At 41.4% G+C, this 22376-nt stretch carries 20 protein-coding genes and 1 pseudogene; 18 read left to right on the top strand and 3 right to left on the bottom strand.

Translation table 11 applies throughout. The features are described 5' to 3' along the window. Window positions 1-61: 61 nt before the first annotated feature. Complete coding sequence (locus FKN08_RS23720) at window positions 62-205, bottom strand: hypothetical protein (protein WP_249373358.1); 144 nt, start codon at window positions 203-205, stop codon at window positions 62-64. A gap of 382 nt (window positions 206-587) precedes the next feature. On the opposite strand from FKN08_RS23720, the gene FKN08_RS23715 reads away from it, so the two are divergent. Beyond that, window positions 588-884: a hypothetical protein gene (locus tag FKN08_RS23715; RefSeq protein WP_170891517.1), complete on the top strand. Its 297-nt coding sequence runs from the start codon at window positions 588-590 to the stop codon at window positions 882-884. Window positions 885-1059: 175 nt separating this feature from the next. Here FKN08_RS23715 and FKN08_RS05720 read toward each other — a convergent pair whose 3' ends face one another. Both FKN08_RS05720 and FKN08_RS05715 read right to left on the bottom strand, forming a co-directional pair. Then, on the bottom strand, window positions 1060-1851 hold the full coding sequence (locus FKN08_RS05720) for a ubiquinol-cytochrome C chaperone family protein (RefSeq protein WP_170891516.1): 792 nt from the start codon (window positions 1849-1851) through the stop codon (window positions 1060-1062). Beyond that, window positions 1848-2126 carry a hypothetical protein gene (locus tag FKN08_RS05715; protein ID WP_139046889.1) on the bottom strand — a complete coding sequence of 93 codons (279 nt, stop codon included), beginning with the start codon at window positions 2124-2126 and terminating at the stop codon, window positions 1848-1850. The genes FKN08_RS05720 and FKN08_RS05715 overlap by 4 nt, the downstream gene beginning before the upstream one ends. 245 nt (window positions 2127-2371) lie before the next feature. On the opposite strand from FKN08_RS05715, the gene FKN08_RS05705 reads away from it, so the two are divergent. From FKN08_RS05705 to FKN08_RS05615, 17 genes and pseudogenes are all read left to right on the top strand, one after another. After that, window positions 2372-2848: a GNAT family N-acetyltransferase gene (locus FKN08_RS05705; RefSeq protein ID WP_042773224.1), complete on the top strand. Its 477-nt coding sequence runs from the start codon at window positions 2372-2374 to the stop codon at window positions 2846-2848. Window positions 2849-2983: 135 nt separating this feature from the next. Continuing rightward, window positions 2984-3385 carry a hypothetical protein gene (locus FKN08_RS05695; protein ID WP_170891515.1) on the top strand — a complete coding sequence of 134 codons (402 nt, stop codon included), beginning with the start codon at window positions 2984-2986 and terminating at the stop codon, window positions 3383-3385. A 206-nt stretch (window positions 3386-3591) separates the two neighbouring features. Further along, window positions 3592-3798, top strand: a complete 207-nt coding sequence (locus FKN08_RS05685) for a hypothetical protein (protein ID WP_170891514.1) — start codon at window positions 3592-3594, stop codon at window positions 3796-3798. A gap of 21 nt (window positions 3799-3819) precedes the next feature. Further along, window positions 3820-4146, top strand: coding sequence for a hypothetical protein (locus FKN08_RS05680; protein WP_170891513.1), 327 nt, complete (start codon window positions 3820-3822; stop codon window positions 4144-4146). A gap of 782 nt (window positions 4147-4928) precedes the next feature. Then, the gene (locus tag FKN08_RS05675; RefSeq protein WP_170891512.1) at window positions 4929-6701 is read left to right on the top strand and encodes a hypothetical protein; all 1773 of its coding nucleotides are present in this window, start codon (window positions 4929-4931) and stop codon (window positions 6699-6701) included. A gap of 2 nt (window positions 6702-6703) precedes the next feature. Then, window positions 6704-7411, top strand: coding sequence for an OmpA family protein (locus tag FKN08_RS05670; protein ID WP_047009917.1), 708 nt, complete (start codon window positions 6704-6706; stop codon window positions 7409-7411). Further along, window positions 7408-8493: an HNH endonuclease gene (locus tag FKN08_RS05665; RefSeq protein ID WP_170891511.1), complete on the top strand. Its 1086-nt coding sequence runs from the start codon at window positions 7408-7410 to the stop codon at window positions 8491-8493. Before FKN08_RS05670 ends, FKN08_RS05665 begins: the two co-directional genes overlap by 4 nt. Before the next feature lie 16 nt (window positions 8494-8509). Continuing rightward, window positions 8510-8848: a hypothetical protein gene (locus FKN08_RS05660; RefSeq protein WP_047009915.1), complete on the top strand. Its 339-nt coding sequence runs from the start codon at window positions 8510-8512 to the stop codon at window positions 8846-8848. Between the two features lie 8 nt (window positions 8849-8856). Continuing rightward, the gene (locus FKN08_RS05655; RefSeq protein WP_170891510.1) at window positions 8857-10938 is read left to right on the top strand and encodes a chemotaxis protein; all 2082 of its coding nucleotides are present in this window, start codon (window positions 8857-8859) and stop codon (window positions 10936-10938) included. Further along, window positions 10938-11594, top strand: coding sequence for an OmpA family protein (locus FKN08_RS05650; protein WP_025503218.1), 657 nt, complete (start codon window positions 10938-10940; stop codon window positions 11592-11594). The genes FKN08_RS05655 and FKN08_RS05650 overlap by 1 nt, the downstream gene beginning before the upstream one ends. After that, a complete protein-coding gene (locus tag FKN08_RS05645) occupies window positions 11587-13602 on the top strand; it encodes an EH signature domain-containing protein (protein WP_131701122.1) in 2016 nt (671 codons plus the stop codon). The genes FKN08_RS05650 and FKN08_RS05645 overlap by 8 nt, the downstream gene beginning before the upstream one ends. Before the next feature lie 153 nt (window positions 13603-13755). Then, window positions 13756-14097, top strand: coding sequence for a hypothetical protein (locus FKN08_RS05640; protein WP_047009913.1), 342 nt, complete (start codon window positions 13756-13758; stop codon window positions 14095-14097). 214 nt (window positions 14098-14311) lie between these two features. Next, complete coding sequence (gene hsdR, locus FKN08_RS05635) at window positions 14312-17848, top strand: type I restriction-modification system endonuclease (RefSeq protein ID WP_170891509.1); 3537 nt, start codon at window positions 14312-14314, stop codon at window positions 17846-17848. Window positions 17849-17930: 82 nt separating this feature from the next. Beyond that, window positions 17931-18500, top strand: coding sequence for a hypothetical protein (locus FKN08_RS05630; protein ID WP_042766448.1), 570 nt, complete (start codon window positions 17931-17933; stop codon window positions 18498-18500). A 142-nt stretch (window positions 18501-18642) separates the two neighbouring features. Next, window positions 18643-19146: pseudogene (locus FKN08_RS05625) on the top strand (type I restriction-modification enzyme R subunit C-terminal domain-containing protein); the annotation flags it as partial. A gap of 122 nt (window positions 19147-19268) precedes the next feature. Continuing rightward, entirely contained in the window at window positions 19269-20855 is a 1587-nt protein-coding gene (locus FKN08_RS05620; protein WP_170891508.1) for an N-6 DNA methylase, read from the top strand. Then, window positions 20855-22360: a restriction endonuclease subunit S gene (locus tag FKN08_RS05615; protein WP_170891507.1), complete on the top strand. Its 1506-nt coding sequence runs from the start codon at window positions 20855-20857 to the stop codon at window positions 22358-22360. The genes FKN08_RS05620 and FKN08_RS05615 overlap by 1 nt, the downstream gene beginning before the upstream one ends. Window positions 22361-22376 lie beyond the last annotated feature (16 nt).

Genomic DNA, 22376 nt, shown 5'->3' with positions numbered 1-22376 from the left:
TTGGCAGTTCGTTCGAGTTGCCTCAGCAAATCCACATTGTCGGCCCAAGTTCGTGAATTTCTCAACCCGTAAAACATGCAATGTTCGCGGGTTGCTTCATTTTCAGGTCGTGACGGTTGGCTTCAAGTTTCACTGGCTCTAAGTCGCTTTGAGCGCATTTGCCAAGTAGCATGTCGGCTTGGCAGTTGTCTCGGCAATTTGCCATTGTTCTGCGCTTTGGTTGGAAAGATAGGGTGCTTGTTGAGGCTAAGTCGGGTTGCCTCATTGAGCAGGGAAGTGGATTTACGCGTTTTATGTTTCGTGCATTTGGCGGCCAAGTGAGAACGAGCTTGTGATTCACTTCTTGAAATGCGCTCAACAAAGCAGTTCATTGCCAAATAAAACAGTCGTTTGTGGTAAAATATAACAAACGTTTTAAGACGGATTCGCAACGCGTGGCGGTTTTGGTTTGATTTGGCTTTTGCGTTTACGGTGTAATAATTAAGTGTCGTGGTAGCGTTGCTCACCACTTAAGCGGGCGTTATACGATAGCGTGCATAGCATCCTATACTCTCACTGGTAACAGTCAGAATACGTTGGTGGTTATTATGAGCTATAGAGATACTTCATTGTGGAATGATTTAAACGAACTCAGATGTTTAGAGGCTTTTAAAAAGTTGGAAAGTGAAGGGTTTCCGAGAGGTAAGCAAAGTGAGTATGCCCGTGAAATATCACTGAAGTCTGGATTAGAAGTCGGGAACATTAGTGCAAAAATTTGCAACTACAAATCAGTTGCTGGCATAAACAACGAGTCTCATGCTTCTATTAATACGAGGGATTTTTACAATAAGTATAAGTCTTACAGTATTAGTGAAATTCATGATTTAGTGAAGTCACTTGAGTAAAATCGTATAACAATCTGTTCAAGAGTGATTCGCAACGCGTGGCATTTTTATTATGCGTTGATTTTTGTGTTTAAGGTGGTATGCGGCGGCTTTTATATTGCGTTGCTCACCCCTTAACAGGGCGTTAGGCTCAGAATACAGAGTAGCCCAAAACAAGAGCTACTCTTAGCAAAGGTTATGCAGCTGTAGAGTGTCCGCATTCAGGACAGAATTTCATCGTAGTATCAGTCAAAACGGCTTCGCAGTTGTTGCAGCAAAGAGAGTTCAACTTCTTTCTAAGCATTGCTACATGAATGACACAAGGAATAGTTACTTTATATGCTGGCCCTGCTATGTCAATTGCCGCCCAAATGCCAGAAATAGCCCATCCTACAGGTCCAGCGAGTACTGAAGCTACCCGTACAAGCCCAGCGTTCGTTGCTAGCATTAACCCTCTACCTAAAATCGCTTTTGCGATTTGATTTGCTATGATGAGAGTTAGTTGATAAGAGTAGAAACCTCCGGCCCTAAAAATGCCGATGAATGTTGCTGTTGCTATTCCTCCTTTACTAAAGCCCCCTTTGCCGCCCATTTCTTTAAGTAGTTCCTCTTTTTCCGTGTCAGACATTTCAGACAGAGCTCTTTCGAGAATTGTTTCAAGAATAGAGTTTTCTATTTCTTCTACAGTTTTATTCTTGTTGTATGGAGCCTTAATTTTACTCGCGACATCACAAACAATTTCATGATACTCAGGTCCCGCTCCTCTCCATACGTTAGCAAAGGAGTTGCCGCCCATATCGCGAATTTCTTTTGCAATTAAGTCAGCATATTTAGTGTGATCAGGAGAATATTTTTTATATGCTTCATGATGAGTGAGATCCTCTGAGATCTTAGTTTTTAGATAGTCAACTAATGTCGCTAAATCGTCACTGTCAGCTATTTCTAATATAGGGTTTAGGTCTTTATCAAAGATAGATGTATTGTTCATTTTTCTAAGCCTTTTAAATATATCGAAACAATCTTATTAATATACTTTCGATTTACTAGTTCTTCTGTTGGAAATACTGTCTCTGAAGTCTTCACAATTAACTCGATTACTTCTTTAGGTAACTTTCCTTGCGTAGCAAGTTCTTTTACTGCTAGCGCTACTCTAATTCTTTCGTCGAACTCTCCCTCTGCACCTCTTACTAGGAGTTGTTTTTGGGATTCCATTTTTAGTTTTGCTCGACGCTTTCTTTGCCTTTCCGCATCTGTCATAGCCATAGGCATCTTCCTTTCACCTTCGTGACAGTCACGAATATATTCCCGAGCATTCACTGTGTCAATGTTTATTTCAATGATTTGCATATTGGTGATACATTAGCCTAACAAACTGTTTAAGAGGGATTCGCAACGCGTGGCATTTTTGCTATGCGTTGGTTTCAGTGATTAAGGTGGTATGCGGCGGCTTTGGTATTGCGTTGCTCACCCCTTAACAGGGCGTTAGGTGCTTGAAGGAAAAGGTAAGTATGGAAATTGCTTTTCGGCAGATAAACATTGATGATTTCGAATTATGCGTTGCTGCGAGAAAAGATGCATACTTTTGTAGTTTTGGGCATTACGATGGTTTCGACGACTTCATCAGTGGTTATCGTGAACGCGTCTTAGACCGTTTAGCAACATCAGGATGGTTCTATATCCATATATTTGTGGATGGTCAGTTTGCAGGGCAGTTAGAGTTTCGTAGCTTTTCACCCGAGCCGGAGACTGGTTATGTGCATCTCATTTACTTACAGCCGAATTTTCGTGGTTCAGGACTCGCTCCAAAAGTGCAGGATTATATTGTAAGCACTTTGAGTAAAGCGGGGTGTGTGCGTGCTGTACTTTCAGTAAGCCGAACTAACCATCGAGCTCTCACATTCTATAAGCGCCATGGTTGGGAGTTCGTGCGCAAGAATCCCAAGCACGATGAAACAGACTTTTACCAACTTTGGCTACGCACCTAACAAACTGTTCAAGAGGGATTCGCAACGCGTGGCATTTTTACTATGCGTTGATTTTAGTGATTAAGGTGGTGTGCGGTGGCTTCGGTATAGCGTTGCTCACCCCTTAACAGGGCGTTATACGAATAGAGGGAATTTATGTACAAGAGTACTGATTTTAGCTTGGATTCAAAAGAGTTCAGGTTTAAGAAAGACTCATATCCTTTGTCTAAGATAAACAATGCTAGGGTTAAAAAGTTAAGTTTTCTTGATAATTTAGGTCAAGTGTTATTCTGGGTGTTTATTTTTTCAGGGGCTGTTTGGTTAGCCATTCCAAGCTTTGAAGAGGCACCGCAATGGCTACAAGTTTTAGTTCTTAGTTTGACGGCTGTAGGTTTCGTTTTTGCTCTTCTTCGTTGTTCTAAATATGCGCTTCAAGTCGAGTTTCGCCACATAGATGAAACGGGCGTTCAATGGGTTAATGTCGCTAAGTCATACTCAAAGTCAGATTGTGAGTTATTTGAACAACAAGTTCTGGCACTGAAGGAGAAGTTCGTATAACAAATTGTTCAAGAGTGATTCGGCACGCGTGGCATTTTTACTATGCGTTGGTTTTAGTGGTTACGGTAACATGCAGCAGCATCTGTATTGCGTGCCTCACACCTTAACAAGGCGTTAGTTTCATAACATTTTCTATACACCACTGAGTGCATATGTTATTCTTTTTGTTTCATAAAATAAGCCCTAAAATTATACATGGATGAGTGATGAGTAACGTAATTTCAGTTAGCAGTTTACCGTATAATTTGCCAAGCAATGAGCAAGAACAATTAAGAATATTAGCTAAAATAATCGGTTTTAAACCAGAACTACTTGTTGGGGCTGGAAAAGTAGAAGTAGATGCGATTTGTTCGATGATCTTGTATAGACATCTCAGTCAGAAGCAACGAGTAGATGCTATGAAACTGATATGAAGTGTTTCGAATAGAGCCTTAATGGGAAAACTAGTAACAGGAGCGCTAGACACTACTTTTGTTAACCCACAATATGGCATGTGGTCAATGACTGAGAAAGAGTTACAGTCTGATAAAGATTTTCATAGCTTTTTAGACAATTTCGCTAGTTATATAGGTATTGGTGCTTCAAGCCTTGGACTCAAAGACCTATACAAGGAATCTAAAGCTAGAGGTAAACTTGGCAGAGGTGGTTTAGCTATGCTTGTCATTTGGGGAGCTGTTGCGTTTAATAAGTCTGAATTAAAAAAAGTTAATACAGAGTTAGAAAATCGAAGTGTACGATTGGTTTCGGGGCTTCATCAATGATTTCAAATATTATTTCTTATGTGCTTGTCACTGTCTTCGCTATATGGTTGTGGAATGATGCTCCAGCTCAACATAGAGATAACCTGTTCTATGTGGCCGTAGTATGTTCTCAAATCGGTTTCTTTATTTATTCTCGAAAGTTAGAGAAACTTAAAAATAAGGTAGAAGACTTGGAAAATAAGCACTCTCTAGAAACAAAAAACTAACAAGGCATTTAAGAGGGATTCTGGGTTTTAATTTAAGTAATTGAAAAGTAATTAATTTTAAGGTGGCTGAGTGATTTGGGGTGACGTTTAGGGTGACGCGAGGAAATAGTTCTATTTTGTGATGTGGTTCTATGTTTATTTGATGCCAAAGCCTTTTCTAGTACATCTAGAAAGGTTATTTTCAAGTCAGCTCATCAGCTCATCAGCTCATCAGCTCATCAGCTCATCAGCTCATCAGCTCATCAGCTCATCAGCTCATCAGCCATCTAGCCAGTATTTACCCCATCTTCACTTTAACATTGTTTGAGCTTTAACATTCAGTAAATGAATGAATATGTTCCACACACTATTCTACTTCAACAATTTTATAAGCTTATAAAGTTACATCTTATAACCAGACTGATATTCTAGAACGACTACTTGCTGGAATTACACTATTGAGTGTTGATTACAAATCAAGATTCGCTCTAGAGCAACACACATGAATCTTTTCAATCAATAAATGTTATTCTTGCCAACGTACATCATTCTATTAATATGGGATTTGACCTCCACTAGTTTACCCGACGTGAAAAGATGACGAATTCAATTGCTTACTTCATTGCATCATTCTCTGCTGATGCTATTTCTAATGCTTTTATATATTTAATCACTGCTTTGCTTGTCGTTTCAGTTATCCTGGCAGCCTTTGGTAAAGCAAGTCGCTTTACTGCAGCTACCACGAACATACTTACGTCCTTGGGTATCTTAGGTACGTTTGCAGGTATTGTCGTTGGTTTGATGGACTTTGATCCAACCAATATAGATGGAAGTATTGAATCACTACTGAGTGGTTTGAAAACAGCCTTCCTTACCAGCCTTGTAGGTATGGCTGCCTCGATTCTCTATAAGGCTATCTTAGGGGCGTTACCCAAAAAAGCCATAGATGAACAGCAAGCGATAGGACCTGAGGAAATTTTTTCAGTTATGTCGCAACAATTAAAGGCTTCTACTGACCAGTTAAATACGTCAAACGAGCTTCTTGCTGCGATTAGAGGAGACGAAGACTCTTCATTGACGTCTCAGATAAAAAATCTGCGTACAGATATCAATGATGGGCGGCGCTCGTTAAATGAACAATTAAAGCAAGTAAACGAAAACCATAATGAGTTTAGAGCAACTTTATGGGCAAAAATGGATGAGTTTGGTGAATTGTTGTCTAAGTCTGCTACTGAGCAAGTTATTAATGCGCTTAAAGAAGTAATTGTTGAATTCAATGACAAGCTAACTGAACAGTTTGGTGAAAACTTTAAGCGTTTAGATGAGTCGGTGAAAAAGCTGGTTGATTGGCAAGAAAATTACAAAAACCAGTTAGAAGATATGTCAAACAAATACCAACTAGGAGTTGATGCAATTTCTTCGACGGAAAAATCAGTTGCTAGCATCAATGAGCGTGCTGAATCTATCCCTGCAACAATGGAAAAACTTCATCAAGTTATGGAGTTAGGTCATGGGCAAGTTACTGAGCTTGAACACAGACTTGAGGCATTTAAAGATTTGAGGGACAAAGCAGTAGAAGCAATGCCTCAAATAAAAGAGCAGATGGATACAACTATGTCCGTGATTGGAGAATCCGTAAAAGCTGCTTCTACTCATTATGAATCGATGCTTGTAGAGTCTCAAAAAATTATCGATAACTTCAGTTCTACCGCCCACCAAAGTGTGGAGACCATGCGTACCAATTTAGAAGATGGCGCGAAAAAAGTTTCTACTGAGCTTGAAACAAGAGCGGTAGAAATTGGAGGACGCTTGGCAGAAGCATCAAATGATATTACTGACAACGTGACTACAGCATCGGGTGCATTGCAGAATAGTGCCACATACCTGACAGACAACGCCGAGCAAGTTAAGCAACAATTGGAAGATTCAATTGTTGAGCTTAACAGCCAGTTACGCGTGCTCGTTGCCGACATTAAGGATGATGCGCGTGAAACGGGTAATGTGCTGAAAGAAGCAAATCAAGAGCTGCTAAGCAGCACGAAAGAAATTCAGACAGAAACAACGTCAGCAATTACCAAACTTCATGACCGTTTGGAAACCACCTTAGAAGATATATTCCAAGTGCAGGCGCAAGCTATTCGAAGAACTTTTGATAGCTTGGAAGATCAAGTAACGCAGTCTGTAGGAAAGACTGGTAGCGCAGTTGAAAAACAAGTGGAAGTCCTAGACCTGCAAATGCAGCAGGAAATTAACCGAACAATGAATGAAATGGGCGAAGCACTTGCGACGATCACGCAACAGTTTACTCGTGATTATCAAAAGTTAACGCGTGAAATGTCTAATGTTGTTAATAGTAAAATTGCAGTCTAGTCATGGAAAAGTTATTCGGAAAAGCTAAAACAACGGGTGACAGTGGCGAACACTGGATGTCGGTTTCAGACCTTATGGCTGGTTTGATGATGGTGTTTTTGTTTATATCGGTTGCTCTAATGCGTGATGCAATGTTAGAACGCGACAAAATAAAAGAAGTAGCTGAAACATATCAAAAAACACAGCAAGCTATTTATATTTCATTGCTGGAAGAGTTCGCTAAAGACCTGGATAAGTGGGGAGCTGAAATCGACAGAGATACGCTGAGCGTTAACTTTACTGCTCCGGAAGTACTATTTGCAAATGGTGAAGCGAATTTAACTGAGCAGTTTCAGATCATCTTGGACGATTTTTTCCCTCGTTACCTTAAAGTTCTTGAGCAGTACAAGCCAATTATTCAAGAAATAAAAATTGAAGGTCATACTTCGAGCCGTTGGAATCATGACTCAAGTGACTACGAGGCTTATTTCAATAACATGCGATTATCACAATCAAGAACTCGTGCCGTTCTTGGTTACGTAATGAATCTCGAAGAAGTAAGTCGCGAACATTACGGGTGGGTAAAAAATAACGTAGCGGCGGTAGGTTATTCATCTTCCAAAGCAGTTGTGCATGATGGTGTTGAAGATGAGAAGCGATCCCGTCGGGTTTCTTTCCGCGTAATTACGAATGCAGAAGAGCAGATCTTAAAGATCTTGGGGGAGGGATGAAGTTAACGCTTAACCTTAGCTCTTTAATGCACGCGATAGAAGTGATGGAGCCGGAAAAAAAAGGTGCGTTCACCTTGGATCTTCAAGAAAGTCATATCGATAAGATTTCTGCAGAGTTAGAACAGGGTAAGGACGTTGAGCTTAAGGATGTTGAGCTTGAATCTGGCCTTCTAAGTTATAAAGGGCGTCACGTAACCCTTTATATCAAAGCGAACGGTTCAAGTGCTCGATTCCACGTCTCAGACTGTAAAACACTTCAGTCAATGAGAGCTAGTGGCCGTTTTGAGCGCTATGTTGTCACTAACAATACTTCCGGTGAATTTATTGTTGACTCAGGCTATGGGGAAACTAAAGCCAGGTTGAAAGTCTGTCAGAACTGTTTACGTAAGCTCAACTATAAAGGTTGCAACACCACTACAGATATCAGTTCAATCGTAAGAACCTTTGATATGGGGGAATTCTTTTCTACATACAGTTCGTTTTTCCCACATATGCCATCACGCCAAGCTGAGACCGCAGAAACAGGTTATAGCGAAGATTGGACTAAGGTATCTTCTCACTATCGTGTCGAAAAGGATTTTACTTGTGAGCAATGCAACGTGAAGCTTAGAGCACATCGACACCTTCTACATGTTCATCATATCAGTGGGGTGAAATCTGATAATCGGCCGAAAAACCTCAAAGCTTTATGCATCGATTGCCACAGTAAACAGCCTATGCACTCTCGTATGGCGGTAAGCCATTCGGAAAGGCAGCTCATTAATAAGCTCAGAAATGAACAGGGATTACTTGAGGATATCGGTAGTTGGAAAAGGTTATTTGAATATGCTGACCCTGGTGTTCATGGTGTACTTCATGCTTGTAAAGACTTTGGGACGAAGTTGCCAGAAGTTGGTTACTACGTGGGCGATGGCTTTGGCGACATTGTTGCAAAAATTGAATTGGCTTGGCCTGCTCATAAGTTTGGTATTGCTATCTCACAAAATGATATTGATGAAGCGATCCAAGAAGGCTGGCACGTCCTAACGATTAGTGAGTTTTTGGCTGACTACCGAACTCAAGCACATAGCTTACGTTGGTAATAAAGTGGGATAGATAATGAAACTACGTATTGACGAGTTACTTGAACGTATCATCTGTATTAACCATGCTTGGAAACTATCTCGAGATGAATTCGGTACAGACTTCAGCGCCACAAAGTCTTTTCGAGCTACTAAATCATCTTTGCAAGCCACTCTTCTGAGAGAGTTTCCTGAAGACGTTTTCTTAGTGGTAGCCACTGATTCTGAAGAACATGGCGAGCCAATGTTTAGCGTCAGATTAACATCTCCAATACCTTTAAATGGTGTTCTTAGGCATGATGCTGAGCACTTACCGCAAAGACTAGCCGAAGAGCTCTTTACGCCAAACGAACTATCCCAACTAATTAGACAGTAGACTAAAAAATGCCTCAATTACTCACAAACTTATTCAGCGACCCAGTGACGACGATAATCATTGCCGCAACTATCGGGTGTTTCCTATTCTTTTTTGTTAGGGAATGGATGACAACAAACAAAGAGATACGCCGTTTAGAGATGATTTCTAGCATCTCAAATAGAAACTCAAGTGCAACACTAAAAGCGGATGAGCTGACGTCAGAAGAACTTGTTTGGGTCACTGATCACTTAGTATACGAAGTCGAAAATGATGGGTATGTGATTGAGCAAAAGAATGGCAAATGGCTTTCTAAATCTCCCGTCTCTCAAATGCTGCCACATTATGATACCAACAGGTATAAGTTAGTTCCGGCACTGCTGACAAGTATTGGTATTACAGGAACCTTCTTAGGTATTACTTTAGGCCTAAGCGAATTTACAATGGCCGGTGAGTCAAAGGCGCTTCTCGCGTCCGCTGCCCAGTTACTTGAAGGGATGAAAACCGCGTTTTATACATCTTTAGCAGGTTTATCTCTATCGGCAATTTTTATGGCGGTGATGAAGGTATCATCAAGCAAAATTGCAAAAGCACAGCGAGCTTTCACAAGCACCATTTCCCAGCACTACATGGAAGCGAGTGCTGTTATGTATCTAAAAAATATTTCGAATGAGAATCAACAAGAAGCCCTACAAGCTCAGTTGAAATCCGCGCAAGGAATGGAAGAGCTTGCCAGCAGCATGCGTGCAGTTGTCGGTGAGCTTTCAGAACTTGGGCAAACGTTGAATGGTGAATTGATCGGACAAACAGTCTCAACAGCTGTGACTAGCTCGATTGAACAGCAGCTCGTTCCAACCATTGAAGGTATAAAGAGTGAGCTCGCGTCACTGAAAGACATAAAAGAACAAAATCAGAAAGAATTAGTTGAACTGTTGGTCGATCAAATGAAAAAAGATCTAGTCCAGCCAGTCGTAATTGAACTTGAAAAAACAGCAGACGCCGTGGCGAAAAATAACGAAGTATCCGAACAGCTAAACAGCAATGTTGAGAAAGTAATAACACGCACTGCTGAAGCTGTTGAAACGATTGATAAGTTCCAACAAGAAACCATGGTTAAGCTACAAAGTTTCGCGGAATCACTAAAAGAAATTCTGAGTAGCTTCAAAGACGATACTCAAGGAGCAATGACATCGATTGCTCAAGAAGTTCAAACAATGCTTGATAGTGCAACGGACGGGATGGAGAAGCAACGCTCTGCGTTCGAGCATAGTGCGCAAAGAGCAGCATCTGCGTTCGAAGGTATCAAGGACAATATGGATAATGCATTGACGGAACGTCAAAATGCGGAGAAGGCTCTATTTGAAAATGTAGAGCAACGTATTACAACGCTTTTAGTTGAGTCACAAACCGTCTTTGACAAGCAGACAAATGTTCTTGAGAAAGTCGGTTCAGACGCGAGTGACTTGATGTTGAACGCAAAAACTGAGCTTATTTCTGGCCTTGGTGATATTGATACTAAAGTGCTCAACATGTCGAACACGGTTCAAACTGAGCTAGAAGCGTTTAGAAAGCAATACCAAGAAAATTTGTCGGATTACTTTACGCAACAGAACAACCTTTTAGAAGACAGCCTTGGTAAACAGCGAGATGGTTTGAATGGTGTTGTTAATAACTTCCGTGAAGTGTTTGAGAGTGAATATCAAACCCGACATAACCTTCTTAAAGAACTAACGCTGCAACATGAGAATTTACAGAAGTCTGCAAAGACAATTGAACAAGTAGTGAAAGCAGTAGGGTTGAGTGATTCTGCAAGAATGGCTGAGTTGCAAGACGCAGCACAGACGATGGGCCGTGAGATTGGTCAACTTAAGTTGGAATACTCGAAAGCTTCTGCAGCGTTCAATGATGTAACTGAGAACCTACCTAAGGCTATGGATGATTACTTCACACGGGCGAATCAAAGTTTTGAGACCTTCTTTAATGACTTTGATGCGGCAGCTAGCTCTATTCACAATAAGTTATCGCAGGCCGCTGGCTACTTAATCAACTCTCAAGTTCAGCGCAGAGAATTTGAAGCTGACGAAAGAGCTGCATCAGGAGCTGAAGCTTAATGCGTAATTTACGAACGGCAATACAAACTGCTGATGCAGAAGAGTCTGGAGTTTGGTTATCGGTAGGTGACCTAATGTCAGTTCTTTTGATGATATTTGCCTTGCTTTTGATTAGTGCACTGGTTCAGATCTCTGAAGTCCATGAAAACAGCCAGAACACGCGTATTGTCATCATTAAGGGCATTAACGATGCGTTAGAAAGTGCAGGAATAGAAGTGCAGGCAAACTCCGAAACGGGTGATATATCTATCCTCGATTCCATTCTGTTTGACCGAAACGAATATCGATTAAAGACATCAGGTAAGGAGTTTCTTGATCAGTTTGTGCCGATTTACTCAAACGTGATCTTTCAGTCAGATCGAACGGCGGATGAAGTTAGCCGTATTGTAATTGAAGGCCACTCAAGCTCTGAAGGTGCCTTTAATCGTAATATGGAGCTCAGTGTATTAAGGGCGAATAGCGTTGCAGAATACATTAATGACATGACTTTTGAGCATAAGCGTCCATTCTTTGAAAAAGCTGTCATTTCGGGTCGAGGTCCTATCGAAGCAAACCAAGAGCAAACAGATCCGTCAGACCGTAAAGTAAAGTTCAGATTCCAGTTTAAAGATGACCAATTCTTGGGCTATTTTTCTGAGGTAAAGTCCGTTGAGTAGCAAAGGGTTTACTTTTAATCAGCCTGTGGTTCTAGGAGCTAATAGCCTAGATAGAATGTCGTTTGATGATTTCTTTGATATGGGCGAACTTGAGGGAAGCCTACCTAGTTTCCCTCCGAAGACGATCAAACAAATTATCCAGCTTGTTGATCAAGGCAAGAGTGATCAAATTTCAATTTTGGAATGGCTCGATACTATTGATAATCAGAAGCAATGGGATGAGCTAGATGCGGGTGAAGTTAATAATGCATGTAGAGCAATTTGGTATGCGATGTGCACCAACGCGACATTGGGTGATATTGCATTTTTCAAAGTGGCTTTAGCGTTAGACGGGAAACCGACATCTATAATTCCTGATCTAATTGATAGTATGGACATTGTTCGAGGTGTGTCTGAGCTGGCTGAATTAGAGAGAGAAAAAATTGATTGGTTGCTAGCGATAAGAAGCAAAAGCTATCAATCTATGGTGCAGTACTGTTTGGAAAGGAAGAGAACTCCCAAGGAGTACGTAAAGTACCTGCGTCTGCCTAAAGCCAACTCGTATGAGCGTCAGTTACCAGTACAACTTATCAAAGTTGTACCTCAACAGCTTACCAATGATACAGACCGATGGTTACATCGCTGCTTCACTAATCTAAAAACCAACAAGGATAAATTGGCTTTCTGCAATACCGCAATTAGTCACTTTGAAGATTTTGACTATGGTGATCATGTTGAGCAGATCTTAGAAGAAAAATGTTTACCGACAGGAGATGACACTTATTGGTACTCATTATCTGAACAAAGTAAAAGCATTCTAAAAAAGAAGTTCAATATATCCAGTTATTACGAGTTGCAGAGCATATCCAAGCTACTTACATCCGAGCACGCTCAAGAAAGCTGCTCCTTTGAAAACCATGAGTTGAGACAAATCCATAGTCGAACGATGTTTTGGTCAAACTATAGCTCACGATTTAATCGGATAAGAGCATTACTACCTGAACTAACATTTGATTACCTTGTTAATCAAGGATACGAGCCTTCTGATCAAGTTGAGAGGCTGTCGAAGGAGTCGGTTTATCAATGTGAAGTGCTGATTTTTGAGTTAGACAAAATTATTGCCGTTGAGTTTTTGAGAGGAGACCTGAGTGAAACTCGCTTCTTCAAAAATACGGAATGGCATGCAAAGAGGTTGTTTGAATCTGCAGACCTAACCATCCAGGCAATTAGGGAGATGACGCAACTAGACGTTCATGACCATCTGACTTCCTGGCAGTACTTCTGTGAAAAACTTTTGCGAACTAAGTTCAAGTTGTTACCGAATGACGATATTCCATTCTTTAAAGGGCTACCACCGGCGGTGAATTGTTATAACCAGACTCGCGGTTTGCCTAGGCCAGAGCAAAGTTATTTAGATGAAAGGGCGAGAAAACTTGAGTTGTGGTTAGAGCGATTTTGGAATACGGAATTTAGCACCTCTAAATATGGTGAACAGACAGGTTTAGAGCAGAAGAGCAATGTGTATTTGTCGAAGGCACACATTGCGAAACAATTGGGCAATAATGAGCAGCATGAGCTTTATATTAAGAAGTCTGCAAATCAAGGCAACCCTGAAGCCATGAATCAACTAGGTCAAATATTGCTTAAAAACAGTGACGTAGGATTACGTCGCCACGGGGAACGTTGGTTAGCAAAAGCAGCCGCTCAAGGGCACGTTAATGCTCAGACATTGGTGAAAAAATTCAATATCAAAGTTGAACATGATGCGGATTATTATCAACAGCGATTAAAGGCGCACCGCCACGACATAACGAAAGGACATTACAAGTTGGACGCAACTTTAAAGATTGCTGCCTTACGTAACCTTAGTATCTTTGACTTAGAGCGTAAGTTTCGCTTTATAGAGCATAATGTTGGTGACTTGATCGTAATGTTGAAAGAGCTAGAGTCCCGCAGCGGTAAAGAAGTCACACAGTTTAAGGCCACTGTGACTGACCGGCTAGATGAAATCTTCGAATCGTTTGTTTAAGTGATGACTAATTGAATCACAATGGGCGAACGGACGACATTATCTGATGATGACTACAACCATGTAATCTGAAACGTTCATAAGCTTACTAACACCACTGGTTTTTGATTCAGGTTAGGCTGTGAACTCACTCAACCACTGAAAGGTTACTTAATGAAAAATAAAACCATCAAAGCTCTTAACGAAAAACTAGGAACACCGATACGCGAGACTAAAAAAGCGCTCGCGTGGAACGTTACATCTGGCTATGGGATTGTTGTTCAGATTGATCAACCAAATTCTAGCGAATATGCGCTGGTTTGGCTGCCTTATAACTCCGATGCCTTAGAACAATTAAAGATGGAGAAAGCAATCTACCCGGAAGGTAAAGGTAGACACAGCAATACCTATGCGAGCCCAGGGTTGTCCAGAGGTGACATCGCAATTAGGTTAAAGGTTCAAACCAACGATGAACTCGATAATCTATTGAACTATGTTTTCGAACCATTTAATTAAGCTTGTGTAGAATTCGGAGGAAGACATTGTTGGTTTGTTTCTAAGTTATAAAAAAAACAATGAGAATATGTTCATATCTGCCTAACTCGTCATTTTATAAAGGTTTTTTATAGTATGATGAGGAAAATGCTCGTTTAGGTTGGCACTTTCGAAGCAAACGCTGGCCAGTAGATAGTCAAAGGCGAGCGAGAATAAATATCTGTTGGTTAGAACTATGCAAAAATCAAACTTCGAATTTCTCAAGGGCGTAAATGACTTTCTGTTTGCCATTGCTCGTGCAGCTGAAAAAAATTATCCAGACGACCCGAATACGACTCTGGTAAAGCTGAGAATCTTTGGTGAGGCGACAGCGAAGCATCTCGCCAAGCTACTGGATATTGAAATCCCCGAAAATCAGAATGATTTGTTGAGAGAGCTGGGCAAAGTTCATTTTGTTGATGACTCAATCCTTGGCGTTTTTCATAAGTTAAGAAGAATCGGAAATCAGGCAGTACATGAATACCATGATGATTTGCAAGACGCAGAAATGTGCTTACGGTTGTCATTCCGACTGGGTGTTTGGTACTACCGCTTAGTATCTAAAAACCTTGATTTTGCCGTCCCTCAATTTGATTTGCCTACCTCAGAAAAGAGTCAATATTATGAGCAAGAAGTGCTTTCTCTTAAGCATGAACTTGCCATTGCTCGTCAGGCTGAAACACAGACTAAATCAGAGGTTGAAGCGCAGAAGGCAAAACTTACCGCATTAAGTGGCTATATCTCCGTTTTAGAAAGTAAGCAGGAGGAAACAAAGGACCAATCTGAGGCGCGTATTGCAGCTCTGGAAGCAAAGTTAGCAGAAAAAGAATCAGAGCTATCAAAGAAAACAGAAGCAGAGCGTAAAGCTTATAAACAGCAAATCACTAATCAGGCTGCATCTCGTAGTTTAGACCTTTCAGAGGCAGAAACTCGCTATCTAATTGATACCCAGTTACGAAAAGCAGGCTGGGATGCGGATACAAAGTTACTGAATTTTGCTAACGGTACTCGTCCTGAAAAAGGACGTAACATCGCTATTGCTGAATGGCCAACCGGAAAAGATGAAACAGGCAAAATGGGCTTCGCGGATTACGTGCTATTTGCTGGTTTAAAGCCGGTGGGTGTCGTTGAAGCGAAAAAAGCCAATAAAGATGTAGCAGGCAAGCTGACCGAAGCCTACCGATATAGCAAGTATTTCGATTTTGATTTTCTTCGTCACGAATTAGAGAATGCCGCAAACGATGATGACTCATTAGCCCAAGTGGCAGAAGCTTTACCTCTTTATCTGCCAACCTGGGCGGATTCGCAGGGTAGTGAACGTTTTAAAGTTCCTTTCTGTTTCTCGGCTAATGGTCGTGATTATCGTGCTGCCGTAAAAACCAAAAGTGGTATCTGGTATCGCGATGTTCGTCATCCCACCAATATGCCTCAGGCCCTACCTGAATGGCATCGTCCTGAAGAACTGTTAGCTAAGTTAGAAAACGACACTCAACTGCAGAACCGCTGGTTCAAAGATAATGCAGATATGAGCGATCTTGGTTTGCGTTACTATCAGGAAGAAGCGGTTCAAGCAGTAGAAAGCGCGATTATTTCTGGCCAGCAAGATATTCTATTGGCAATGGCGACAGGTACAGGTAAAACCCGTACCGCTATTGCATTGATGTATCGCTTAATTCAGTCACAGCGTTTTAACCGTGTTTTATTCTTGGTTGATAGAACCTCTCTGGGCAATCAGGCATTAGGCTCGTTTGAAGACACCAATATTAAAGGCGATACCTTTAATGCCATCTTTAACATTAAAGGGTTAACCGATCGCTTCCCTGAAGATAGCACTAAGATTCACGTTGCCACTGTGCAGTCGTTAGTGAAGCGTACTTTGCAAAGCGACGAAGTTATGCCTGTTGGGCGCTATGACTGCATCATTGTTGATGAAGCGCACCGTGGCTACATACTGGATAAAGAGCAGACGGAAGGAGAAGAGAAGTTTCGTAATCAGTTAGATTTCATCTCTTCATACCGCAGAATTATTGATCATTTCGATGCAGTAAAAGTGGCACTAACGGCAACACCTGCACTACATACCGTCGATATTTTCGGCGGTGAAAAGAAACAGCCTGTCTATCGTTATAGCTATCGCAAAGCGGTTATTGACGGTTTCTTATGTGACCAAGAGCCGCCGATCAGAATTATCACTAAGTTGAGTGAAGAGGGCGTCTATCTTTCTCAAGGCTCTGAGGTTCAGCGTCTTTCTAATCAGGGAGAACTGATAGACGATACGATGGAAGATGAACAAGGTTTTGAAGTCGCAGATTTTAACCGCAACTTAATCGCATCGAACTTTAATAAAGTGATTTGTGAGGAACTGGTTAAACACATTGATCCGACAAGCCCACAAAAAACATTGGTGTTCTGTGTGAACAACACTCATGCCGATACTGTTGTTGAAGAGCTTCGTACGGCATTCAAAGCTAAGTACCCTCAGCTAGAGCACGACGCGATCATCAAAATCACCGGTGATTCCGATAAAGATTCCACCAAAGTGCAATCCATGATCACCCGTTTCAATAAAGAACGTTTGCCAAACATTGTGGTGACGGTTGATCTGCTCACTACGGGTATTGATATTCCAAGCATTTGTAACCTGGTCTTCATGCGCAAAGTACGCAGCCGAATTCTGTATGAGCAGATGAAAGGGCGCGCTACCCGCTTATGCCCTGAAGTCGGTAAGAGCTCATTCCGTATTTTTGATACGGTAGATTTGTATTCGACTCTGCAAAGCGTCGATACCATGCGTCCGGTAGTAGTTCGCCCACAAGTTGAATTGCAAACCTTAGTCAACGAAATTACCGACTCGCAAACCTATAAAGTGATAGAGGCTGACGGGCGTAGTTTCGCTGAACATAGCCATGAACAACTGATTGCTAAGTTGCAGCGTATTATCAACCACGCTCAGTTTAACCGTAATAAATCTAAAGAAGTTGACGGTCAAATTAAGCGTCTCGATGAATTGTGTAGTGATGCAGCAGGGTGTGATTTCGCCAGCTTTGCAAAAACACTGAAGCAGAAAGGACCAAAGTGGTCTGCCGAAGTGTTTAATAAAATGACCAATATGGTCAGTCGTTTAGATAACTTGAAGAATGAAATCAACGCACTGCGTGAAATGCCAATCTTTACCGATTTACCGGATGAAGTGACGGAAGTTTCTCAGCGTTGGGGAGAGTTTGATAAAGCTGAAGACTTCCTTGAAGCGTTTGATCAATTAGTGGAAGTATCAACCAACCAGCAAGAAGCGTTAGACATTATCGTCAATCGCCCTCGTGATCTAACCCGTAAAGGATTGATTGAATTACAGGAGTGGTTTGACAGCCAAAACTTTAATGATGCGAGTTTGCGCAGTGCTTGGAAGGTAGCTAAAAATCAGGATATCGCCGCTAAATTGATTGGTCATATTCGCCGAGCTTCGATTGGTGATGCCTTATTGCCGTTTGATGAACGTGTCGACCTTGCGTTAAACAAAATTAAAGCCGCCAATGAATGGAATGAAGAACAGCTTAATTGGCTGGAACGTTTAGCTGCATCGATTAAAGATAAAGTGGTACTGGATGAAGACACCTTTAAAACTGGTAACTACAAGCGTAAAGGTGGCAAACGTAAGCTGATGAATGTGTTTAATGATGAATTAGACACCATTCTCTCTCAATTTAACCAATTTATGTGGGATGAACCTGCTTGAGTCCTTACTTTGACCTAGAACATATTTAATAATGTCAGCATAAATATTAACACTAAACGTATGAGCAATAATCAATAAAATTATGGATAAAAAAGAATTGCTAGAGTTCTACAGAGAGCAATATACACTTGAATTAGAACGTAAAAATGAGCTGACGTCAGTGGTGCAAGTTCGCTTAGTTGCATTGGTATCTATGGCATCGATATTGATCTACATGCTAAAAACATTTGAACTCAGTTCTGAGGTTCAACCAATGCTTTTTGTTTTCATATTCAGCTCAGGCCTTTCTATCATCGTATTTATCTATTTAGCATGGTCATTGTACAAAGCATATTGGGGAGCACAATATGTTCGCTTACCTTCAATAAAAGAATTAGAAAGTGTAAGAAATCAGTTATCTTGCAACGGTGTGTTATCAGAGCGGCCTGATGTCTATGTTGATTACTTAATTAGGGAGCTTGGCGAATGTATGGAGGCTAATATCCAATCAAATGATCTTCGTTATAGCACTATGAACAAAATAATGAAGAAGTTACCTTGGGCTACCGTTCCGTTTTTTATTGCAGGTGGCATATATATAGTTGGAGACTTAGATGCATCTTCTGTTAGGAAACCTATAGCGATTGAAATAGTAGAAAATCATAATGACTGATAACAAAAGAGAAGATGATACTCTAGACAAAATATTAGCTGGGATTGTTGTACCTAACCGTCGGGTCATTCAAGAAATAATAACAGTTCAATGCGATGCTGCTTGTAGTAGCGAACCGCCAGCATATGGTGGTTTTGATAAAGCCGAAGATTTCCTCGAAGCGTTTGACCAATTAGTGGAAGTATCAACCAACCAGCAAGAAGCGTTAGACATTATTGTCAATCGCCCTCGTGATTTAACCCGTAAAGGACTGATTGAATTGCAAGAATGGTTTGATAGCCAAAACTTCAATGATGCGAGTTTACGCAGTGCATGGAAGGTGGCTAAAAATCAGGATATCGCTGCTAAATTGATTGGTCACATTCGTCGAGCTTCGATTGGTGACGCTTTATTGCCGTTTGATGAACGTGTCGACCTTGCTTTAAGCAAAATTAAAGCCGCCAACGAGTGGAATGAAGAACAGCTTAATTGGCTGGAACGTTTAGCTGCATCGATTAAAGACAAAGTGGTACTGGATGAAGACACCTTCAAAACAGGTAACTACAAGCGTAAAGGTGGCAAACGCAAGTTGATGAATGTGTTTAATGATGAATTAGACACCATTCTCTCTCAATTTAACCAATTTATGTGGGATGAACCTGCCTAGCTAAGTACAATCACCCGCAATGAATGTATTACTGCCTTCTCTTTCTATCGAGAGAGAAGGTATACAGAATTAGTTAGACTCACTCAGCTAACAATGAGCAGTGTGAGCATTAGAGAACCAATATGAATAACAACGATTTAGTATCCAAACTCTGGAAACTGTGTGACAACCTGCGTGACGGTGGTGTTTCTTACCAAAACTACGTCAATGAATTAGCTTCATTACTGTTTTTGAAAATGTGTGAAGAGACAGGACAAGAAGATGACCTGTTACCAGAAGGCTACCGTTGGGCAAACCTAAAATCGAAGATTGGTCAGGAACAGCATCAGTTTTACCGCAATATGTTGGTTCAGTTGGGTGCTGACGACCATGCCATTGTGCGTGCGATTTTCCAGAACGTGAACACCACCATTACTCAGCCAGCGCAATTGACTGAGCTTGTTGACAATATGGATAACCTTGAGTGGTTCGATGGTAGCCAAGGTAAAAGCCGTGATGATTTCGGTGATATGTATGAAGGTTTGCTGCAAAAGAACGCGAATGAAACCAAATCAGGTGCTGGTCAATACTTTACCCCTCGAGCGCTGATTAGCACCATTGTTAAATTGATGCAGCCTCAGCCGCGTGAAATTATTCAAGACCCAGCAGCAGGTACGGCCGGTTTCTTAATCGAAGCTGATAAATACATAAAAGCTCAAACCAATGATTTAGATGATTTGGATGACGACGATCAGCAGTTCCAAATGACCAAAGCGTTTGTGGGTTTAGAACTTGTACCTGAAACGCGCCGTCTAGCACTGATGAACTGCTTGTTGCACGATATTGAAGGTGACGCAAACGAAGGTGCTATCCGTCTTGGCAACACATTAGGCAGTGCTGGTGAAAGTCTGCCAAAAGCCAATGTAATTCTGACCAATCCGCCATTTGGTAGTGCCGCCAGTACCAACATTACCCGCACCTTTGTTCACCCAACAGGTAACAAACAGCTCTGTTTTATGCAGCACATCTATGATGCATTAGAACCAGGTGGTCGTGCGGCTGTGGTGATTCCAGATAACGTGTTATTTGAAGGGGGGAAAGGCACAGAGATCCGCCGTGATCTCATGGACAAATGTAACCTGCATACCATTTTGCGTTTGCCGACCGGTATCTTCTACGCACAAGGTGTGAAAACTAACGTGCTGTTCTTCCAAAAAGGCACGCCAGAGAATAAGAACCAAGACAAAGACTGTACCAAAGAGACATGGGTATTCGATATGCGTACCAATATGAACACCTTTGGTAAGCGTCGCCCACTGACAGAAAAGCACTTTGAAGCCTTTATCAATGCCTACGGCGCAGATAAAAACGGTCAATCACCTCGAGAAGAAGGCGTATATGAAACGTTAGGCAATATTTTCGCTGAAGGGGAGGATGGTGTAGCTAACGTAATAGAGAATGCGCGTTTCCGTAAATTCAGCCGTGAATACATTCGCGACCAGAAAGGCGACAGTTTAGATATCTCATGGCTAAAAGATTTAGAAGCAACCAGTACTGAAAACTTACCAGAACCTGAAGTGTTGGCAGGTGAAGCAATGGCAGAGCTGACTGAGGCAATGTCTGAAATTTACCAGCTAATGCAGGCGTTAGGTGCGAATGATGAAGCGGAAGCGCAAAAGCAACTGCTGGAAGAAGCATTCGGTTTAGCTGAAAAGCTGGAGGCTGAGTAATGAGTGAATTGCCGAAAGGGTGGATGCAGACTTCACTAGGTGAGTTGTGTACAAAACTCACCGACGGTTCGCATAATCCGCCAAAAGCAAAAGCTACCGGGTTGCCTATGCTAAGCGCTAAGAATATTCAAAATGGCAAACTCGATTTTGGATTAGGTTCTCGGCTGATTACGGAAGAAGAGTTTGTAGCTGAAGATAAGCGAACGCGAATATCAAAAGGTGATGTGTTATTAACTATAGTGGGGGCTCTTGGGCGTTCAGCCATCGTATCAACGCATGAAAAATTCACTTTACAACGAAGTGTTGCTGTTCTTAGCGCGCCAATAATATCGTCGGATTATCTAAAGTACGCTATTGAGAGCCCTTCCTTCCAAAAGCAAATTTTCGACAATGCTAAGGGAACTGCTCAAAAAGGAATTTATCTCAAAAAACTTCGTGAGCTTAATATGGTTCTTCCGCCACTAGCGGAACAAAAACGAATCGTTGAAAAACTCGATGAAGTTTTGGCACAGGTTGACACCATCAAAGCCCGTTTAGATGGTATTCCTGATTTGCTAAAGCGCTTCCGCCAATCGGTACTGTTTAATGCTACATCTGGTGCCATCAGCAAGAATTGGAGAGAGCTAAATTCACCGCTACCAACGTGTAAAGACGAAGTTGTTAAAAAGGTCTTCATCGAATGGTGTAAATCAAAGGAAGCAGAATTTTTACGTAAAGGAAAGCTTCAAAAAAATGAAAAGTGGAAGGAAAAATTCCCGACGCCAGATTTTGGAGAAGTAGCAGTTTCTTGCTGGAATGCAATAAACTTATCATCAGTGGCTGAAGTCATCGACCCAAACCCTTCTCATCGTATGCCTAAGTATATTGACGATGGTCTACCGTTCATATCAAGTGAGAATATAGTCAGTTTATCTTGTATAGATTTTGTGAAGGGAAAAAAAATACAAGAAGAAGAACTTGTAAAACAAAAAACAAGATATGAAGTTAGAGATGGAACTTTTGCTTTTACACGAATTGGAACTATTGGGAAGTCAGTTCTTTTACCACTACCCCATAGTTACGGTATCAGTCACGCTATGGCAGTAGTGAATCCATTTCAGTCACTGATGGATTCTCGGTTCCTTATCCTAGCAATGAACTGCAAAAGTATCCTCAGTCAAGCTCATGAAGGGGTACAAAGTGTAGGTGTTCCCGATTTAGGTATCGGAAAAATGAAGTCTTTTATAATTCCACTACCGTCGATCGAAGAGCAAAAAGAAATTGTCCGCTTAGTCGATCAGTACTTCGCGTTCGCCGACACCATCGAAGCGCAAGTGAAAAAAGCTCAGGCTAGGGTAGATAACCTAACGCAAAGCATTTTAGCTAAAGCCTTCCGTGGTGAACTCGTTCCACAAAATGATGACGATGAATCAGCAGAAATGCTGCTAAAGCGCATTGCTCAGGCTCGTAAAGAGGCAGATGCGTTGGCGAAAGCCGCAAAGAAGGCTGGAAAGAAGAAATCTTAGTCTACTAATGGAAGTT

Origin of the sequence: Vibrio sp. 1-2 (7-a) (genome assembly GCF_013048515.1) — a bacterium.
Lineage (GTDB): Bacteria > Pseudomonadota > Gammaproteobacteria > Enterobacterales > Vibrionaceae > Vibrio > Vibrio diabolicus.
This window is presented reverse-complemented; position numbering and strand designations above follow the sequence as displayed.